This is a genomic window from Pseudomonas fluorescens NCIMB 11764, from assembly GCF_000293885.2.
Classification (GTDB): Bacteria; Pseudomonadota; Gammaproteobacteria; order Pseudomonadales; family Pseudomonadaceae; genus Aquipseudomonas; species Aquipseudomonas fluorescens_B.
In genome coordinates this window covers 1,375,874-1,393,363 of record NZ_CP010945.1, presented here as the reverse complement: position 1 = coordinate 1,393,363, position 17,490 = coordinate 1,375,874, and the positions used below count along the sequence as shown (strand labels likewise).

General features: G+C 60.2%; 16 protein-coding genes and 1 pseudogene. 11 read left to right on the top strand and 6 right to left on the bottom strand.

The window, feature by feature from the left end; translation table 11 throughout:
- Nucleotides 1-52: 52 nt before the first annotated feature.
- A complete protein-coding gene (hslO, locus tag B723_RS06370; RefSeq protein ID WP_017335916.1) occupies nt 53-955 on the bottom strand; it encodes an Hsp33 family molecular chaperone HslO in 903 nt (300 codons plus the stop codon).
- 101 nt (nt 956-1,056) lie between these two features.
- Here hslO and B723_RS06365 point away from each other — a divergent pair.
- Nucleotides 1,057-1,293: pseudogene (locus B723_RS06365) on the top strand (phosphatase PAP2 family protein); the annotation flags it as partial.
- A gap of 212 nt (nt 1,294-1,505) precedes the next feature.
- On the opposite strand, the gene B723_RS06360 reads toward B723_RS06365, so the two are convergent.
- Nucleotides 1,506-1,913 (bottom strand): RNA-binding S4 domain-containing protein, encoded by a 408-nt coding sequence (locus tag B723_RS06360; RefSeq protein WP_017335914.1) that lies wholly within the window; start codon nt 1,911-1,913, stop codon nt 1,506-1,508.
- 108 nt (nt 1,914-2,021) lie between these two features.
- Between B723_RS06360 and B723_RS06355 the strand changes: the two genes are divergently transcribed.
- From B723_RS06355 to rimK, 3 genes are read left to right on the top strand one after another with little or no spacing between them, the layout of a single operon-like run.
- Entirely contained in the window at nt 2,022-2,801 is a 780-nt protein-coding gene (locus B723_RS06355; protein WP_017335913.1) for an EAL domain-containing protein, read from the top strand.
- A gap of 34 nt (nt 2,802-2,835) precedes the next feature.
- Entirely contained in the window at nt 2,836-3,297 is a 462-nt protein-coding gene (locus tag B723_RS06350) for an ATP-dependent zinc protease family protein (RefSeq protein WP_193393014.1), read from the top strand.
- Nucleotides 3,294-4,199, top strand: coding sequence for a 30S ribosomal protein S6--L-glutamate ligase (rimK, locus tag B723_RS06345; RefSeq protein ID WP_007949201.1), 906 nt, complete (start codon nt 3,294-3,296; stop codon nt 4,197-4,199). The genes B723_RS06350 and rimK overlap by 4 nt, the downstream gene beginning before the upstream one ends.
- Nucleotides 4,200-4,328: 129 nt before the next feature.
- Here rimK and B723_RS06340 read toward each other — a convergent pair whose 3' ends face one another.
- Nucleotides 4,329-5,642 carry an ATP-binding protein gene (locus B723_RS06340; protein WP_017335911.1) on the bottom strand — a complete coding sequence of 438 codons (1,314 nt, stop codon included), beginning with the start codon at nt 5,640-5,642 and terminating at the stop codon, nt 4,329-4,331.
- A gap of 103 nt (nt 5,643-5,745) precedes the next feature.
- Nucleotides 5,746-6,486, bottom strand: a complete 741-nt coding sequence (gene ompR / locus B723_RS06335; RefSeq protein ID WP_008149284.1) for a two-component system response regulator OmpR — start codon at nt 6,484-6,486, stop codon at nt 5,746-5,748.
- Nucleotides 6,487-6,846: 360 nt separating this feature from the next.
- Here ompR and B723_RS06330 point away from each other — a divergent pair, with 360 nt between their 5' ends.
- The 7 genes from B723_RS06330 (at nt 6,847) to tauD (ending at nt 15,230) form a co-directional block, all read left to right on the top strand.
- Nucleotides 6,847-9,171 carry a Tex family protein gene (locus B723_RS06330; protein ID WP_017335910.1) on the top strand — a complete coding sequence of 775 codons (2,325 nt, stop codon included), beginning with the start codon at nt 6,847-6,849 and terminating at the stop codon, nt 9,169-9,171.
- Nucleotides 9,171-9,554: a PaaI family thioesterase gene (locus tag B723_RS06325; RefSeq protein ID WP_017335909.1), complete on the top strand. Its 384-nt coding sequence runs from the start codon at nt 9,171-9,173 to the stop codon at nt 9,552-9,554. Before B723_RS06330 ends, B723_RS06325 begins: the two co-directional genes overlap by 1 nt.
- Nucleotides 9,555-9,826: 272 nt before the next feature.
- Nucleotides 9,827-11,410 carry a glutamate--cysteine ligase gene (gene gshA / locus B723_RS06320; RefSeq protein ID WP_031318224.1) on the top strand — a complete coding sequence of 528 codons (1,584 nt, stop codon included), beginning with the start codon at nt 9,827-9,829 and terminating at the stop codon, nt 11,408-11,410.
- A 304-nt stretch (nt 11,411-11,714) separates the two neighbouring features.
- Nucleotides 11,715-12,692 carry a taurine ABC transporter substrate-binding protein gene (gene tauA / locus B723_RS06315; RefSeq protein WP_017335907.1) on the top strand — a complete coding sequence of 326 codons (978 nt, stop codon included), beginning with the start codon at nt 11,715-11,717 and terminating at the stop codon, nt 12,690-12,692.
- A 16-nt stretch (nt 12,693-12,708) separates the two neighbouring features.
- Nucleotides 12,709-13,503 carry a taurine ABC transporter ATP-binding subunit gene (tauB, locus tag B723_RS06310; protein ID WP_017335906.1) on the top strand — a complete coding sequence of 265 codons (795 nt, stop codon included), beginning with the start codon at nt 12,709-12,711 and terminating at the stop codon, nt 13,501-13,503.
- Nucleotides 13,500-14,333 carry a taurine ABC transporter permease TauC gene (gene tauC, locus B723_RS06305; RefSeq protein WP_017335905.1) on the top strand — a complete coding sequence of 278 codons (834 nt, stop codon included), beginning with the start codon at nt 13,500-13,502 and terminating at the stop codon, nt 14,331-14,333. Before tauB ends, tauC begins: the two co-directional genes overlap by 4 nt.
- Nucleotides 14,334-14,387: 54 nt before the next feature.
- Nucleotides 14,388-15,230 carry a taurine dioxygenase gene (tauD, locus tag B723_RS06300; RefSeq protein ID WP_017335904.1) on the top strand — a complete coding sequence of 281 codons (843 nt, stop codon included), beginning with the start codon at nt 14,388-14,390 and terminating at the stop codon, nt 15,228-15,230.
- Between the two features lie 163 nt (nt 15,231-15,393).
- Here tauD and mgrA read toward each other — a convergent pair whose 3' ends face one another.
- Nucleotides 15,394-16,431, bottom strand: coding sequence for an L-glyceraldehyde 3-phosphate reductase (mgrA, locus tag B723_RS06295; protein WP_017335903.1), 1,038 nt, complete (start codon nt 16,429-16,431; stop codon nt 15,394-15,396).
- A gap of 163 nt (nt 16,432-16,594) precedes the next feature.
- A complete protein-coding gene (locus B723_RS06290) occupies nt 16,595-17,485 on the bottom strand; it encodes a LysR family transcriptional regulator (RefSeq protein ID WP_017335902.1) in 891 nt (296 codons plus the stop codon).
- Between the last annotated feature and the right edge of the window lie 5 nt (nt 17,486-17,490).

Genomic DNA, 17,490 nt, shown 5'->3' with positions numbered 1-17,490 from the left:
GTAACGGCGTTATTCCGGCACTATCCAGTGAATTTACCTGCGCTGAACCGTTTTAGTGACGGGTATCTGACGGCGTCTCGACACCTGCGCCAGCGAACAATTGACTGATATCGGCGGCGTCGAACAGGTAGCGCTGGTTACAGAACTGGCAATCGATCTCGATGTGGCCACCGTGTTCGATGACCAGTGCCTGGGCATCTTCCTGACCCAAACTGACCAGTGCATTGGCAGAACGTTCGCGCGAGCAGCTGCAACGGAAGCGTAGCTTCTGCACATCAAACAGCCGAACCTGCTCTTCGTGGTAGAGGCGATGGAGCACGGTTTCGTTGTCCAGGCTGAGCAATTCATCGGCGGTCAGGGTGCCGGCCAATGCAGTGACATGCTGCCAACTGGCGGCGCGTTCTTCTTCGTCTTTCAGACGGTCGGCGGGCAGTTGCTGCAGCAGCAGGCCCCGGGCGCGACGGCCATCGGCGTACAGCCAGAAACGCGTACCCACCTGTTGGGACATGACGAAATAATTGGTGAAGCACTCCGACAGGGTTTCGCCATCCAGGTCGACGATGCCCTGGTAGCGCTGGCCTTGGGTCGGGTCGACGGTCAGTGCCAATACGCCGTTGGGCATCAGGTCGGCGAGGGTTGCGTCGGGGGCGATCTGGTCGGCCTCGTAACGGGCCAGGCCACGGATTTCGCGCTCGCTGGAACATTCGATCATCAGCAACGGCACCGGGCCATCGGAGCGGGCCTGGAGAATCAGCAACCCATCGAACTTCAAGGTGCCGACCAGCAACGAAGCCGCGGCCATCAGTTCGCCGAGCAGTTGTTTTACCGGCTCCGGGTACGCGTGTTTGGCGAGGACTTCGGCGTAGCTGCGCTCCAACGACACCAGCTCGCCGCGGGTGTCGCTGTCATCGAAGATGAAGCGTTGGGTGTAGTCGGTATCCGGTAGCTCGGTCATAGGTCTGGGTATCTGAAGTAATGACAAATAATTGCAGAACGTGAAATTGCGCCCACACGGCACCGTTTTGGTGCGCGACGTTCAGCCAAGGGAGGCATTTTATGAACAATCCGGGTTTGTTCCAAGCAAGGTGGAACACCCGCCGGTTGGCGTTCTGCAATGTTGTGCCTCTGGCACTGCTGGCCTTCTGGTTATGGCCTACGGGTCAAAGGCTGTGTGTGATTTTCGACGAGTGGCTGTTTCACCCACTCAATTCGCCGCTGGCGACTCACCCGATATGGCTGCACAGCTGGGCAATTGCAAGTCTGCGCCCGTTCGATGCGGTGGTCGGGATGATCTAGCTTCACTGGTGATCCGGGGGCTGGCGTTGTTCGGACTGCTGGGAAAAATGCCGATGGTTTCGCGGATGTGTGTGGTGTAGCGCTTCGCCTGGGTAACGCGGTGATCCTGAAAGACCGCAGCCTTCGGCAGCGCCTACATGGGAATGCGTACACCCGTAGGAGCTGCCGAAGGCTGCGATCTTTTTGCAGGCAACACACATCTGCCAGCCCTACTCGTCGTTACTGCTCCCACGAAACTTAAACAGATCCCGCCGCTGTTTCTTGCTCGGCTTGCCATCGGTGCTCACGCCCAACGAACCGGCCTTGCGCATGGCTGCAGCCGCTTCGCGCTTGGCGATGCTGGCTTCGGTTTCGGCGTACAACGCCTGAGCCTCCGGCGCGCCACGGCGCACGATCGACAACGCCTGGACCACCACCGTGCGCTCCTCGAACCCGGTACGAATCTGAAACTCGTCGCCAATCCTGGGCTCCTTGCCCGGCTTGCAGCGCTCGCCCCGGCAATGCACCTTGCCGCTTTCAATCGCGGCCTTGGCCAAGGCACGTGTTTTATAAAAACGCGCGGCCCACAACCATTTATCGAGACGGACCTTGTCGTCTTCTTCCTGTTTTTGTGCCACTTGAATTCCTCTTTCCGCCAATAGTCGGAACTGTACTACCGTTTCTGTCGGGCGCAACAACCCGGCTCTCCAGATAGACTGTGACCAAGGCCGGATCCCCGGCATGGAGTGACTATATTTCCGGCTTCATTGACCTCGCCTCAAAATGGTTGCCAGGGCTGTCAGCAAAGCGAGCCGCTGGGCTTCGACTTTGCCTTTGCCTACCAACCGATCGTCGACTTGCGGGATCAGTCGGTTTTCGCCCATGAAGCCTTGGTACGCGGCATCGCGGGGGAAGGCGCTCTGTCTGTGCTTGAGCAGATTACAGAAGCGAATCGCTACCGCTTTGACCAGCTCTGCCGGACTCGAGCCATTGCAGGCGCGGCTCGTCTAAACATGCAGACACACTTATCGATCAACTTCATGCCCAACGCTGTCTACCGCCCCGAACTCTGTATCCGCAGCACGCTAGAGGCCGCGAAAACACACAGCTTCCCCATCGACCGTCTGATTTTCGAAACCCTGGAAAGCGAGCACGTAGATAACTATCGCCATTTGACTAATATTCTGCGTGAATACCGCGAATTCGGCTTCAAGACCGCCATCGACGATTTCGGCGCGGGCTACTCGGGGCTCAATCTGCTGGCTGATTTCCAACCGGACCTGATCAAACTCGACATGGCGCTGATCCGCGATGTCGACCGCGATCGTGTTCGTCAGGCTATCGTTCGGGGGATTGTCACAATCTGTGCGGAGTTGGACGTTACAGTCATCGCCGAAGGCATTGAAAGCGCCGGAGAACGGGATTTCCTGGCGGACTGTGGAATTTTTCTGATGCAGGGTTACTGGTTCGCCAAACCTGCATTCAAAGCGTTGGCTCAGGTACCGCCTGAAGCCTGGACGCGATAATCGCCGGTTTTTCCTATTGAAGACATTTGACCATTTGACCGTTATCGGTCTGCGCGAGTGGGTGGCGCTCCCGGATTTGGGAGTCGCGGGCCTGCGGGCAAAAATCGACACTGGCGCCAGCACCTCCAGCCTGCACGCCACCGACATCGAGCCGTTCGAGCGCGAGGGCGAGAGCTGGGTGCGCTTCACCGCGCACCTGGGCACGGTCGTGCAACTGCGTCACCGCCGCTGCGAAGCACCACTGGTGACGATGAAAACCATCAAAAGCTCCAACGGCCATGCGCAGAAGCGTTACGTGGTCAGCACCACCCTGGCCCTCGGTGATCGGGTCTGGCGGGTCGAGTTCACCCTCGCCTGTCGCAAGTCCATGCGTTATCGCCTGTTACTCGGTTCCAAAGCCCTGATCGACGGCCAGTTGGTGGTCAATCCGGGCATTAAATATGTACAAGACAAGCCGGTGTTCCCGGTATCTACCTCTTCCACAGGTGTTGCATGAAGATCGCTGTGCTGTCGCGGAACCCGCGTCTGTATTCCACTCGTCGTCTGGTCGAAGCCGGTACCGAGCGTGGCCATGAAATGGTGGTGATCGACACCCTGCGCGCCTACATGAACATTGCCAGTCACAAGCCGCAGATCCACTACCGCGGCAAACCGCTGGAAGGTTTCGACGCGGTGATCCCGCGGATCGGTGCATCGGTAACGTTCTATGGCTGCGCGGTGTTGCGCCAGTTCGAAATGATGGGGGTGTTTCCGCTCAACGAATCGGTGGCCATTGCCCGCTCGCGGGACAAACTGCGTTCGCTGCAATTGCTGTCTCGCCGTGGAATCGGTTTGCCGGTCACCGGATTTGCGCATTCCCCGGATGACATTCCCGACCTGATCGACATGGTCAACGGCGCACCGCTGGTGATCAAGGTGCTGGAAGGCACCCAGGGGATTGGCGTAGTGCTGTGTGAAACCGCGACGGCGGCGGAATCGGTGATCGAGGCGTTCATGGGCCTCAAGCAGAACATCATGGTTCAGGAGTACATCAAGGAAGCCGGCGGTGCGGACATTCGTTGCTTCGTGGTGGGCGACAAGGTGATTGCGGCGATGAAGCGTCAGGCCAAGCCCGGGGAGTTTCGCTCCAACCTGCATCGCGGTGGCAGCGCCAGCCTGATCAAGATCACGCCGGAAGAACGCATGACTGCGTTGCGTGCAGCGAAAGTGATGGGTTTGGCGGTGGCGGGCGTGGATATCCTGCGTTCCAATCACGGGCCGCTGGTGATGGAAGTGAATTCTTCGCCGGGTCTGGAAGGGATTGAAACCACCACCGGGAAGAATGTGGCGGGGATCATCATTGAGCATCTTGAGAAAAATGGTGGGCCGAATATGACGCGGACCAAAGGGAAAGGTTAAACCCTGAGATTTATGGCGGTCGGAAGACCGCCTTCGCGAGCAGGCTCGCTCCCACAAGGGAAACGTATTTCAATGTGAGAGCGAGCCTGCTCGCGATGAGGCCTTAAGCCCCACTGACAATGCTGGTCTTTAAACCGCATCCCGCGGCAACATCAACCCAAGCGGTAACCGCACCCGCGCTTCCAGTCCGCCACCCGACCGGTTGCGCAACTCAACATTCCCACCATGCATCGAAGCAATCCGCTTCACGATCGCCAGGCCCAACCCGGTCCCTTTACCACCGCGAGCGCGATCCCCACGAGTGAACGGATTGAAGATCGCCTCCAGCTCCGACGGATCAATGCCCGCACCACGGTCCATGACGCTCAGCACCACGTAAGGAGCGCTCACATCCCCGGAAACATAAGCCGCCACTTCGACCCCACTGCCAGCATGATGCAGCGCGTTGCCGATCAGGTTGTTCAGCAGGCGCTTCATTGACACCCGACGCAACGGGAACGGCTGAATCGGCTCCAGGCGCAGGCGTACTTTCTCTTCGTTCTGGTTGTAAGGCGCGGCGACTTCACGCACCAGGTCGGTCAAGTCCACCTCTTCCACCGATTCATCGCGACCATCGCGAATGAACGCGAGGAACTGGTCGAGAATCGCGTCCATGTCTTCGATGTCGCGCACCATGTCGTCCGTCAGGTCGCTGTGGTCGCCCATCAGTTCCAGGGACAGCCGCAACCGTGTCAGTGGCGTACGCAAGTCATGGGACACGCCGGCCAGCATCAGCTCGCGCTCGCGGCCGGCCTGTTCGACGTCTTCAGCCATCTGGTTGAAGGCGCGATACACCTCGGTCATCTCGCTTGGCGTATCGCTGATCGGCAGACGCACACTACGGCCCTGGCCAAGTTGCCTCGCGGCATAGACCAGGCGTTTCAAAGGTTGATTGAGCTGACTGACGAAGATCCACGCCGAGGCGGTGGACAGCAAGCCGATGGCCAGGAACCAGCCGAGCACGTTCCAGATTTTCTGGCCGCGCAAAGGATGCGGGTACAGCGGCACTTTCAGCCAGCCATCACCGAGACTGGGCGCCCGAACCCACAGGGCCGGTGGCGAGTGCATGCGCAATCGCACCTCGGTGTCGGCGCCAAGCTCTGCCTGCATCTGCCGCTGGTAGATCTCGCTGTAAGGCCAGTGTTGCTCGCCTTCCGGCACGCCGGCACCCACCACCCGGATCAGGGTCGCGGCTTCGGCAATCTTTTCACGGTTGTTTTCATCCGCCGCCCAATAGGCGCGCAGCGTCAGGGCGACGCCGTGGCTGTATTGGCGATCCACCAGCACGTCTTCGTTCATCAACAGATAAACCAGGGTCAGCGCCTTGGAGAACAGGACGACGATCAGCACCAGCCACAGGGTGCGGGAGAAGAAACTCTGGGGGAACCACACGGGGGTTTTCATGGATAACCGCTACACACTTGCAGGAGCGAGCGATGCTCGCATATTGCGGATCGCGAGTCTGCGGACAACATCATCCGCACGACCCGCTCCTACAAATCGCCGATCACTTGGTGGCGGCGCCATCCGGAACGAACACGTAGCCCACGCCCCAGACGGTCTGGATGTAACGCGGCTTGGATGGATCGGGTTCGATCATCCGGCGCAGACGGGAAATCTGCACGTCGATGGAACGCTCCAGGGCATCCCACTCGCGGCCTCGGGCCAGGTTCATCAGTTTGTCGCGAGTCAGAGGCTGACGCGCGTTCATGACCAACGCCTTGAGCACCGCAAACTCACCGGTGGTGAGCATGTGCACTTCGTCACCGCGTTTCAGTTCGCGAGTGGCCAGCGACAGTTCATAGTCACCGAAGGTCACGCTTTCGTCTTCGCTGCCCGGCGCGCCCGGCACCGGAGCGGACTGACGACGCAGGACGGCTTTGACGCGCGCCATCAGCTCGTCCGGGTTGAACGGCTTGGCCAGGTAATCGTCGGCGCCCAGCTCCAGGCCCTTGATGCGGCTCAGCTCGTCGCCCTTGGCGGTGAGCATGATGATCGGAATCTGATTGTTCGCCGTGCGCAGGCGGCGGCAGGCGGTCAGACCGTCTTCGCCGGGCAGCATCAGGTCGAGGACGACCAGGTTGAACACTTCACGCGCCAGCAGGCGGTCCATTTGCTCAGTGTTCGGTACGGCGCGGGCGCGATAGCCCTTGCTGACGAAAAAGCGTTCCAGCAGGCTGCTGAGCCCCGGATCGTCGTCAACGATAAGAATTTTTTCGCCTTCAGCAATGTTTGCAGTGCTGCTCATTGGATGCTCCTTTGATCTCGGCGCGCATTATGGCGTAGCTGCCGTTATACGCACCGTGTGCATTGTTAGCAGATTTTTCCTTCACCGCCAGGAATCCGGGCATTGTGCCTACAGCCTGTGATGCCCCCGAATGACAGAACGCTGGTTATAATGCGCGGCCTTTTGTGTCAGGCAACGTCTGATCATTACTGCGGCAGCCGCTTTTTATTTTCAAGGCGCTGGCAGTATTTGTTCGATTTCACGGGTCAACGGGATGCCTGTTGATTCAGGTAGCGGCGCAGGCCAGGCCGCTCAACCAGACTCGCCGAGCCTTTATTCATGCGCCCGCGAGCCTGCTTTCACAATTTGTCAGGTGGTTTTATGGACAGCATCAACAGCCGCATCGCCGAGGAACTCGGCGTACGCCCACAACAGGTCGAAGCGGCCGTCGCGCTACTCGATGAAGGCTCTACCGTTCCCTTCATCGCCCGTTACCGGAAAGAAGTGACCGGCAGCCTCGATGACATCCAGTTGCGTCATCTGGAAGAGCGTCTGCGCTACCTGCGAGAACTCGACGAACGGCGCATCAGCATCCTTGCCAGCATCCAGGAGCAAGGCAAGCTGACCCCGCAACTTGAACGCGACATCAAGCTCGCCGACACCAAGACCCGCCTCGAAGACTTGTACCTGCCGTACAAGCAGAAGCGCCGCACCAAGGGCCAGATCGCCCTGGAAGCCGGCCTCGGCGAGCTGGCCGACGGCCTGTTCAACGACCCGACCCTGACGCCAGACACCGAAGCTGCGCGCTTCGTTGATGCCGAAAAAGGCGTCGCCGATGTGAAGGCTGCCCTCGAAGGCGCCAAATACATCCTGATGGAACGCTTCGCCGAAGACGCCGGTTTGCTGGACAAGCTGCGCAGCTACCTCAAGCAGGAAGCCACCCTCAGTGCCCGCGTGATTGCCGGCAAGGAAGAGGAAGGTGCCAAGTTCCGCGATTATTTCGAACATGATGAACCGCTGAAAAGCATGCCGTCGCACCGCGCGCTGGCGATTTTCCGTGGCCGCAACGAAGGCATTCTCAGCTCCGCGCTGAAAGTCGGCGACGAACTGCCGGGCACCATGCACCCGTGCGAAGGCATGATCGGCCAGCAGTTCGGCATCCAGAACCAGAACCGCGCCGCCGACAAATGGCTGGGCGAAGTGGTGCGCTGGACCTGGAAGGTCAAGCTCTACACCCACTTGGAAACCGACCTGTTGGGCGAACTGCGCGACGGTGCGGAAACCGAAGCGATCAACGTGTTCGCGCACAACCTGCACGACCTGCTGCTGTCGGCCCCGGCCGGCCCACGCGCCACGCTGGGCCTCGACCCGGGCCTGCGCACCGGTTGCAAGGTCGCTGTGGTCGACGCCACCGGCAAGCTGCTGGATCACGCCACGGTTTACCCGCACGTGCCACACAACAAATGGGACCAGACCCTCGCGATACTTGCAGCCCTGTGCGCCAAGCACTCGGTGGACCTGATTGCCATCGGCAATGGCACCGCCAGCCGCGAGACCGACAAGCTGGCCGCTGAACTGATCAAAAAATACCCGGCCATGAAGATGACCAAAGTCATGGTGTCCGAGGCCGGCGCATCGGTTTACTCGGCGTCGGAACTGGCCTCCAAGGAATTCCCGGACCTCGACGTGTCGATCCGTGGCGCGGTATCCATCGCTCGTCGCTTGCAGGATCCACTGGCCGAGCTGGTGAAGATCGATCCGAAATCCATCGGCGTCGGCCAGTACCAGCACGACGTGTCGCAGCTGAAACTGGCGCGCGGCCTGGACGCGGTAGTCGAAGACTGCGTGAACGCCGTGGGCGTGGACGTGAACACCGCTTCCGTGGCGCTGCTGGCCCGTATTTCCGGCCTCAACGCCACTTTGGCGCAGAACATCGTCAGCCACCGCGACGAGCACGGCGCGTTCAAAACCCGTGCAGCGTTGAAGAAAGTCGCGCGTCTGGGCGAGAAAACGTTCGAGCAGGCAGCCGGCTTCCTACGCGTGATGAACGGCGACAACCCGCTGGATTCGTCGGCGGTTCACCCGGAAGCCTATCCGCTGGTGCAACGCATCGCCGCTGAAACCGACCGCGACATTCGCTCGTTGATCGGCGATGCGAGTTTCCTCAAGCGTCTCGACCCGAAGAAATACACCGACGAAACCTTTGGTCTGCCAACGGTCACCGACATTCTGCAAGAGCTGGAAAAACCGGGCCGTGACCCGCGTCCCGAGTTCAAGACCGCCGAGTTCCAGGAAGGCGTCGAAGACCTCAAGGACCTGCAGCTGGGCATGATCCTCGAAGGCGTCGTGACCAACGTGACCAACTTCGGCGCGTTCGTCGACATCGGCGTGCATCAGGACGGTTTGGTGCACATCTCCGCGCTTTCGGAGAAGTTCATCAAGGATCCGCGCGAAGCGGTGAAGGCCGGTGACGTGGTGAAAGTGAAGGTCATGGAAGTCGATATCCCGCGCAAACGCGTAGGCCTGTCGATGCGCATGAGCGACACTCCGGGCGAGAAAATCGACGGCGCCCGTGGTGCGCGTCCGGGGTCGGCACCGCGCCAGTCCCAGAACACTGCACCACGCAAGGAAACCACGGCGGCGGCCCCGGCCAACAACGCCATGGCTTCGCTGTTCGCCAACGCCAAGCAATTGAAGAAACGCTGATGGACATTCCGGCCGGACTGACCGAAAGCGCTTTTTTCAAGTTGCTGGGATGTCGCTTGCACAGTCTGGAGGCCGGGGTGGCGCAAGTCGCCCTGGCGCTGGAACCAGAACTGCGCAATCGCGGCGGCAAGCTGCACGGCGGGGCCCTGTTCAGCCTGGTGGACATTGCCATGGGGCTGGCCTGTTCCAGCACCCACGGCTTTGACCAGCAGAGCGCGACCATCGAGTGCAAGATCAACTACATCCGCGCCGTCGCAGACGGTGAGGTGATGTGCACGGCGCGGGTGATTCATCCGGGTCGCCGCACGCTGGTGGTCGAAGCCGACGTGATGCAGGGCGACAAACTCGTCGCAAAAGCACAAGGCACGTTCGCTGTCCTGTAGATGATTGCCATCATTTTGAGTTAATTTCAGCGCAACGAATCCTGTGGGAGCGAGCCTGCTCGCGATGAGGGTGTGTCAGCCGACAAAAATGTTGCCTGACACTCCCTCATCGCGAGCAGACTCGCTCCCACAGGGATTGTGCGGTTACTGACTGACCGGCATATGGCCTGAGCGGCTCAAAAACCAGGCGAAAACGCCAGTTTCAACTTCACCCTTGTAGACCGTCTTGCCCACCCCCATATTGGGGCGACTGACGCGTGAAGGAATCCAACTTGAGCGAACTTCTCAACCGCCGCCTGGCTCTGCTCGGCGAGCGCGCTAACCTCTCTCTGCTCGAACAGTGCCTTCACGGCATCGAACGTGAATGCCTGCGCGTGACCGGCGAAGGTCGCCTGGCGCAAACGCCGCACCCGGAAGAATTGGGTTCCGCGCTGACCAACGAACAAATCACCACTGACTATTCCGAGTCACTGCTGGAGTTCATCACCCCCGCCCTGCCCGACCCGGCCGACACCCTGGCGAGCCTGGACAAGATTCACCGTTTTGCCTACAGCAAGCTCGGCAACGAGTACCTGTGGAGTCCGTCGATGCCGTGCCCGTTGCCGGCCGAGGAAGATATCCCGATCGCCTATTACGGCACGTCCAACATCGGCAAGCTCAAGTATGTCTACCGCAAGGGCCTGGCCCTTCGCTACGGCAAGACCATGCAGTGCATCGCCGGGATTCACTACAACTTTTCCCTGCCGGAAAAACTCTGGCCGCTGCTCAAAGAAGCCGAAGGCTTTGTCGGCACTGACCGCGACTATCAGTCGTCGGCCTACATTGCCCTGATCCGCAACTTCCGTCGCTACAGCTGGCTGCTGATGTACCTGTTCGGTGCCTCTCCAGCGCTGGACGCCGGTTTCCTGCGCGGTCGCTCGCACCAGTTGGAGCAACTGGACCCGGACACTTTGTACCTGCCGTATGCCACCAGCCTGCGCATGAGCGACCTGGGTTACCAGAGCAACGCCCAGGCCGGTCTGACGCCCTGCTACAACGATCTGACGAGCTACACCGACAGCCTGCGCAAAGCGGTGGCTACGCCGTACCCACCGTACGTTGAAATCGGTACCCATCAGGACGGTGAGTGGGTTCAGCTCAACACCAACATCCTGCAGATCGAAAACGAGTACTACTCCAACATCCGCCCGAAACGCGTGACCTACACCGGCGAACGACCGATCCAGGCGCTGGTGGCCCGTGGCATCCAGTACGTTGAAGTCCGTTGCCTGGACATCAACCCGTTCCTGCCAATGGGCATCGACCTCACCGAATCGCGCTTCCTCGATGCGTTCCTGCTGTATTGCGCGCTGAACGACAGCCCGCTGCTGACCAATACTTCATGCGGCAACGCCACCTCGAACTTCCTCAGCGTGGTCAAGGAAGGTCGCCGTCCGGGCCTGCAACTGCAGCGCGACGGTCAACCGGTTGACCTGAAAGAGTGGGCTGGCGATCTGTTAGAGAAAATTGCACCACTGGCGGCATTATTGGATCAGAGCCATGGCGGCGATGCGCACAGCAAGGCGCTGGATGCGCAACTGGCCAAGGTCAAGGACCCGTCCCTGACGCCATCGGCCCAGGTGCTGGCGGCGATGGCCGAGCACAAGGAAAGCTTCAGCCAGTTCTCCCTGCGTCAGAGCGAGGCCCACGCGGAATTTTTCCGCAGCGAGCCGCTTTCAGGCGAAGACCAGGCGAAATTTGAAGACCGTGCACGTACCTCGCTGGCTGAGCAAGTAGAGCTGGAACAGAACGAAGTCGGCGATTTCGATGTGTTTGTCGGTTCGTATCAGGCGAGCATTCTGGCAATCAGCAACTAACCTTCACTCGCTCCCTCAGTCACTGCAAATCATTGTGGCGAGGGAGCTTGCTCCCGCTTGGCTGCACAGCAGCCGCACAACCAGACAACCCTGTTTTATCTTCCAGAATGCGATTGTCTGGATCGGGAGTCCTTCGGCCTCCAGCGGGAGCAAGCTCCCTCGCCACGAAAGCGGTCGACAACGACTCTCTCTTAGAATTTTCCGCTCATAAGCTCATTCTAAAAAGTTATTTATTTTCGTATTCTTATATCATTTAGTCTCGTTTTCACGCCGACTCTCGGTTCGTCTGAAAAGGAGCTTCCCAATGAAACTGAATTCCCCTATTCGCCTCCTGGCAGCCGCGTCTTTGGCGGCCGCGAGTTTCTTTGCCCAGGCGGCTGACGTGACCGTCGCTTACCAGACCACCGTAGACCCGGCGAAAGTCGCCCAGGCCGACGGCGCGTACGAAAAAGCCACCAACGCCGAAATCGACTGGCGCAAATTCGACAACGGCGCCGACATCATCGCCGCCATCGCGTCCGGTGATGTGCAGATCGGTTACCTCGGCTCCAGCCCCCTGACGGCTGCGATCACTCGTAAAGTTCCCGTAGAAACCTTTCTGATTGCCACGCAAATCGGCGCCGCGGAAGCCCTGGTCGCCCGCGACGGGTCCGGGATCAAGACGCCGCAAGACCTGATCGGCAAGAAAATTGCCGTGCCGTTCGTTTCCACCGGTCACTACAGCCTGCTGGCCGCGTTGAAGCACTGGAACATTGACCCGTCGAAAGTCACGGTGCTCAACCTCGCGCCGCCGGCGATCATTGCGGCGTGGAAACGCGGTGACATCGACGCCACTTACGTTTGGGATCCGGCGCTCGGTGTAGCCAAGGAAAACGGCAAAGTACTGATCACCTCCGGCGAACTGGCCAAGTTCGGCGCACCGACTTTCGATGCATGGATCGTGCGTAAAGACTTCGCCCAGAAGCACCCGGAAATCGTCACCGCGTTCGCTAAAGTCACCCTCGACGCCTACGCCGATTACCGCAAGGATCCGCAAGCCTGGCTCGCCAATCAGTCCAACGTCGACAAACTGGTGAAGCTGTCCGGCGCCAAGGCCAGCGACATTCCGCTGTTGCTGCAAGGCAACGTCTATCCGCTGGCGGCTGATCAGGTGATCACCCTCGGTGCGCCGACCACCAAAGCCATCACCGACACCGCCGTGTTCCTCAAGGAACAAGGCAAAGTCGAGGCCGTACTGCCGGACTACGCGCCGTACGTCAGCGCCAAGTTCATCACCAACTGATCGGGAGTGAATCGCGATGGCTTTGCTACAGCTGGAGCGCATCAGCGCACAGTACCCTGGCAGCCCGGAACCGGTGCTGGCGGATATTTCCTTGAGCCTTGGCCCCCAGCAATTGCTGGTGGCCCTCGGCCCTTCCGGCAGTGGCAAGACTTCGCTGTTGAACCTGATTGCCGGTTTCGTCGAACCCAGCGCCGGGCGCATCACCCTTGATGGTGTGCCGGTCAAAGGCCCGAGCGCAGAACGTGGCGTGGTGTTCCAGGACGACGCGCTGCTGCCTTGGCAGGACGTGCTGGCCAACGTCGGTTTCGGTCTGGAACTGGCGGGTGTTTCCCGCGACAAACGTGAAAGCCGCGCTCGGGAAATGCTCGCGCTGGTGGACCTTTCCGGTTTCGAACATCGCCGCATCTGGCAATTATCGGGTGGCCAGAAACAGCGTGTCGGCCTGGCCCGTGCGCTCGCCGCCGATCCTCGCGTGCTGCTGATGGACGAACCCTTCGGCGCCCTCGACGCCTTCACCCGCGAACAGATGCAGGAGCTGCTGTTGCAGGTGTGGAAACGCACAGCCAAACCCGTTTTCCTGATTACCCACGACATCGAAGAAGCGGTGTTTCTCGCCACGGACCTGATTCTGCTGGCGCCAAACCCCGGGCAAATCGTCGAGCGACTGAGCCTGGATTTTGGTCAGCGTTATGCCGCTGGCGAATCCGCACGGGCGATCAAATCCGACCGGCGCTTTATCGAAACCCGCGAACACGTACTCGCCAAAGTCTTCTCCCAACGCAGCGCCGCCACGCGGCAGGAGCGCGCATGAGCAGCTATGAAATTCCGGCGGTGACGGTGAAACCGGGTTCGACGGTCATTCCTGTTCGTCGCAGTGTGAGCACGCGCTGGATCAGCGTGCTGACCCTGGTCGCGCTGGTTGCCCTTTGGTGGGCCGTGACTGCTACCGGAATGATCGAGCCGCTGTTTCTGCCGCCACCGTCTGCCGTGCTGCAAAAGGGCTGGCTGCTGGTGACCACCGGCTACATGGATTCAACGTTGTGGCAGCACCTGGGCGCGAGCCTCGGCCGCATCGGTCTGGGCCTCGGCTTTGCCGTGCTGACCGCCGTGCCGGTCGGCATTGCGATCGGTGCCAACCGTATCGCGCGGGGCATTCTCGATCCGCTGATCGAGTTCTACCGCCCGATTCCACCGCTGGCCTATTTGCCGCTGATCGTCATCTGGTGCGGCATTGGCGAGCTGTCGAAAGTCTTGCTGATCTACCTGGCGATTTTCGCCCCGATCGCCATCGCCACCGCGACGGGCGTGCGCACCGTCGACCCGGCCAGATTGCGCGCTGCGCAGTCGCTGGGCGCAACCCGGGCACAATTGATTCGCCATGTGATTTTACCGAGTGCCTTGCCGGACATTTTGACGGGCGTGCGTATTGGTCTGGGGGTGGGTTGGTCGACGCTGGTCGCCGCCGAGCTGATCGCCGCCACCAGCGGTTTGGGCTTCATGGTCCAGTCGGCCGCGCAATTCCTGGTCACCGATGTGGTGGTACTGGGGATTCTGGTGATTGCGCTGATCGCCTTTGCCATGGAGATGGGCCTGCGTGCTCTGCAACGCAAACTGGTGCCGTGGCACGGCCAGGCTCACTAAAGACTTGTCATTGAACACGCCGACAGTTCGGCACCCCGGATTAAGAGAACCACCATGAGCCACCTGACAATCGTCTCTCTCAGCTACGCGCTCGGCGCGCAAATCAGCGGCATCGACATCAGTCAGCCGCTGACCCTGGAACAGCGCGATGCCATCGAGCAGGCGCTGCTCCAGCATCAGGTGCTGTTCTTCCGCGACCAGCCGATCACGCCGCAGCAACAGGCACGGTTCGCCGCCCATTTCGGCGACCTGCATATTCATCCGATCTACCCGAATGTACCGGAACAACCGGAAGTGCTGATCCTCGACACGGCCGTCACCGACGTGCGCGACAACGCGATCTGGCACACCGACGTGACCTTCCTGCCGACCCCGGCGATGGGTGCGGTGCTCAGCGCGAAATTGCTGCCGGAGTTTGGTGGCGACACGTTGTGGGCCAGCGGCATTGCGGCTTATGAAGCGTTGTCAGCGCCGATGAAGAGTTTGCTTGAAGGGCTGACCGCGACTCACGATTTCACCCGTTCGTTTCCGCTGGAACGCTATGGCAATACGCCTGAGGCGCTGGCTCAGTGGGAAGAAGCACGCCGCAGGAATCCGCCGCTGTCGCACCCGGTGATCCGCACACACCCGGTGAGCGGGCGCCGGTCATTGTTCGTCAATGAAGGCTTCACCTCGAAGATCAATGAGCTGTCGGAAACCGAGAGCGAGGTGATTCTGAAATTTCTGTTCGCCCATGCCACGCGGCCGGAGTTCACCATTCGCTGGCGCTGGCAGAAGGACGACGTAGCGTTCTGGGATAACCGCGTGACGCAGCATTACGCGGTGGATGATTACCGACCGGCGCGGCGGGTGATGCAGCGGGCGACGGTGTTGGGGGATGTGCCGTTTTTCAGGTAAATCCTGATTTTTCCATTGACTGTACTGGCCCCATCGCGAGCAGGCTCGCTCCCACAGAGTGATCGGCCGGCCACACATTTTGTGGTCAACCCCCAACCACTGTGGGAGCGAGCCTGCTCGCGATAGCGGTCTAAAAGGCGCCAAAGATTCTGGCGCCAAACCCTTACTCAGCCGTCGAAGGTTTCTCCCAAAGATTGATCCCGCCCTCCTGGGCAAACCGGTCAATCTCCGCCAACTCCTCCACAGTGAAGCTCAAATTCTTCAAGGCCCCGACGTTCTCGATGATCTGCTCCGGCCGGCTCGCACCAATCAGCGCCGAGGTCACCCGCGGATCGCGCAGCGTCCACGCCAGCGCCAGTTGCGCGAGGCTCTGGCCGCGACGCTTGGCGATTTCGTTGAGCCCACGCACATGGGCGATGTTGGCCTCCGACAGATGCGAGGACTGCAAAGAACCACCGCCCGGACGATTGACCCGCGCGTCCTTCGGAATGCCATTGAGGTACTTGTCGGTCAACAGGCCCTGCGCCAACGGTGTGAAGGCAATCACGCCGGTGCCCAGTTCGTCGGTGACCTCCAGCAGGTCCTTTTCCACCCAGCGATTGAGCAGGTTGTAGGCCGGCTGGTGAATCAGCAACGGCACTTTCCACTCTTTCAACAGCGCCGCCATCTCACGGGTTTTCACCCCGGAATACGACGAGATGCCGATGTACAGCGCCTTGCCCTGCTGCACCGCCGTAGCCAATGCGCTGGCAGTTTCCTCCAGCGGAGTATCCGGATCGAAACGGTGGGAATAGAAAATATCCACATAATCCAGGCCCAGGCGCTGCAGGCTCTGATCAAGACTGGCCAGCACGTATTTGCGCGAACCGCCGCCCTGCCCGTAAGGACCGGGCCACATGTCCCAACCGGCCTTGCTGGAAATGATCAGCTCGTCGCGATACTGCTTGAAGTCTTCGCGCAGCAAACGGCCGAAATTGATCTCGGCGCTGCCGTACGGCGGGCCGTAATTGTTGGCCAGGTCGAAGTGGTTGATCCCCAGATCGAACGCCGTGCGCAGCAACGAACGCTGGGTGTCGATCGGCGTGCTGTCGCCGAAGTTGTGCCACAGGCCCAGGGACAACGCCGGCAGCACCAGACCGCTGCGGCCGACGCGGCGGTAAGGAATGGAGTCGTAGCGGTTTTCGGCAGCGGTGTAGGTCATCGAATCCTCTCTTGTCTGTCTTGAAGTTGGCATCGACTGCTTCGCAAGTTGCCCAGCATACGCCCAGACAAACGTCGATAAACCTCCGACTCGAGGAAATGCTGAAACGTTTCACATTATTCATCTTCGGCGGTACAACCATCGCCAGGATCGCAGCCTTCGTTCAAACGGCCCCCGCAAACACCTCCCCCAACCAATCCACAAACACCCGAACCCGTGGCGACAGGTGTCGGTTGTGCGGATACAGCACTGAAACCGGCATCGGCGGCGGAGGGGTGTCGATGAGGATTTCCTGCACCAGCCCCTGAGCAATCAGCGTTGCCATTCGGTAATGCGGGCACTGGATCAAGCCCAGTCCGGCGATGGCCGACGCGGCATAGATTTCCGCGCCGAATACTGAAATCGCGCCGTCGATGGCCACTTCCTTCAGCTCGCCATCAACCATGAACTCGAATGGAAACAACTTGGCCGTGGTGCGCGAGACGTAGTTCACCGCGCGATGGTGTTTCAGGTCTTCGAGGGTTCTCGGTTCGCCGTATTTGCGCAGATATGCAGGACTGGCGCAGGTGATCTGCCGCAGGTTGGCGACACGCTTGCCGATCAGCGCCGAGTCGCCGAGGGTGCCGGCGCGCAGTACGCAGTCGACGCCTTCGGCAATCAGGTCGACAAAGCGGTCGGCCTCGCTGATGGAGAGTTCGATATCCGGGTAACGGGCCATGAACTGCGGCAACGCAGGGATCACGAAGTGCTTGGCCAAGGTGCCATGCAAATCCACGCGCAATCGCCCCTTCGGCGCCACGCTGCGAAAGGCCAGCTCGGCTTCTTCCAGCTCTGCCAGCAACTGCACACAACGCAGGTAGTAAGCCTCGCCGTCCAGCGTCGGACGCACTTTACGTGTGCTGCGCTCCAGCAAACGCGTACCGAGCCAGGCTTCGAACTGATTCAGCGTGTGGGTCAGGGTTGCCCGCGGCAGATTCAGGTCTTCGGCGGCCAGGGTGAAGCTGCTGCGCTCGTAGATCCGCACGAAAACCTTCATTGCCTTGACTTGATCCACGCTGA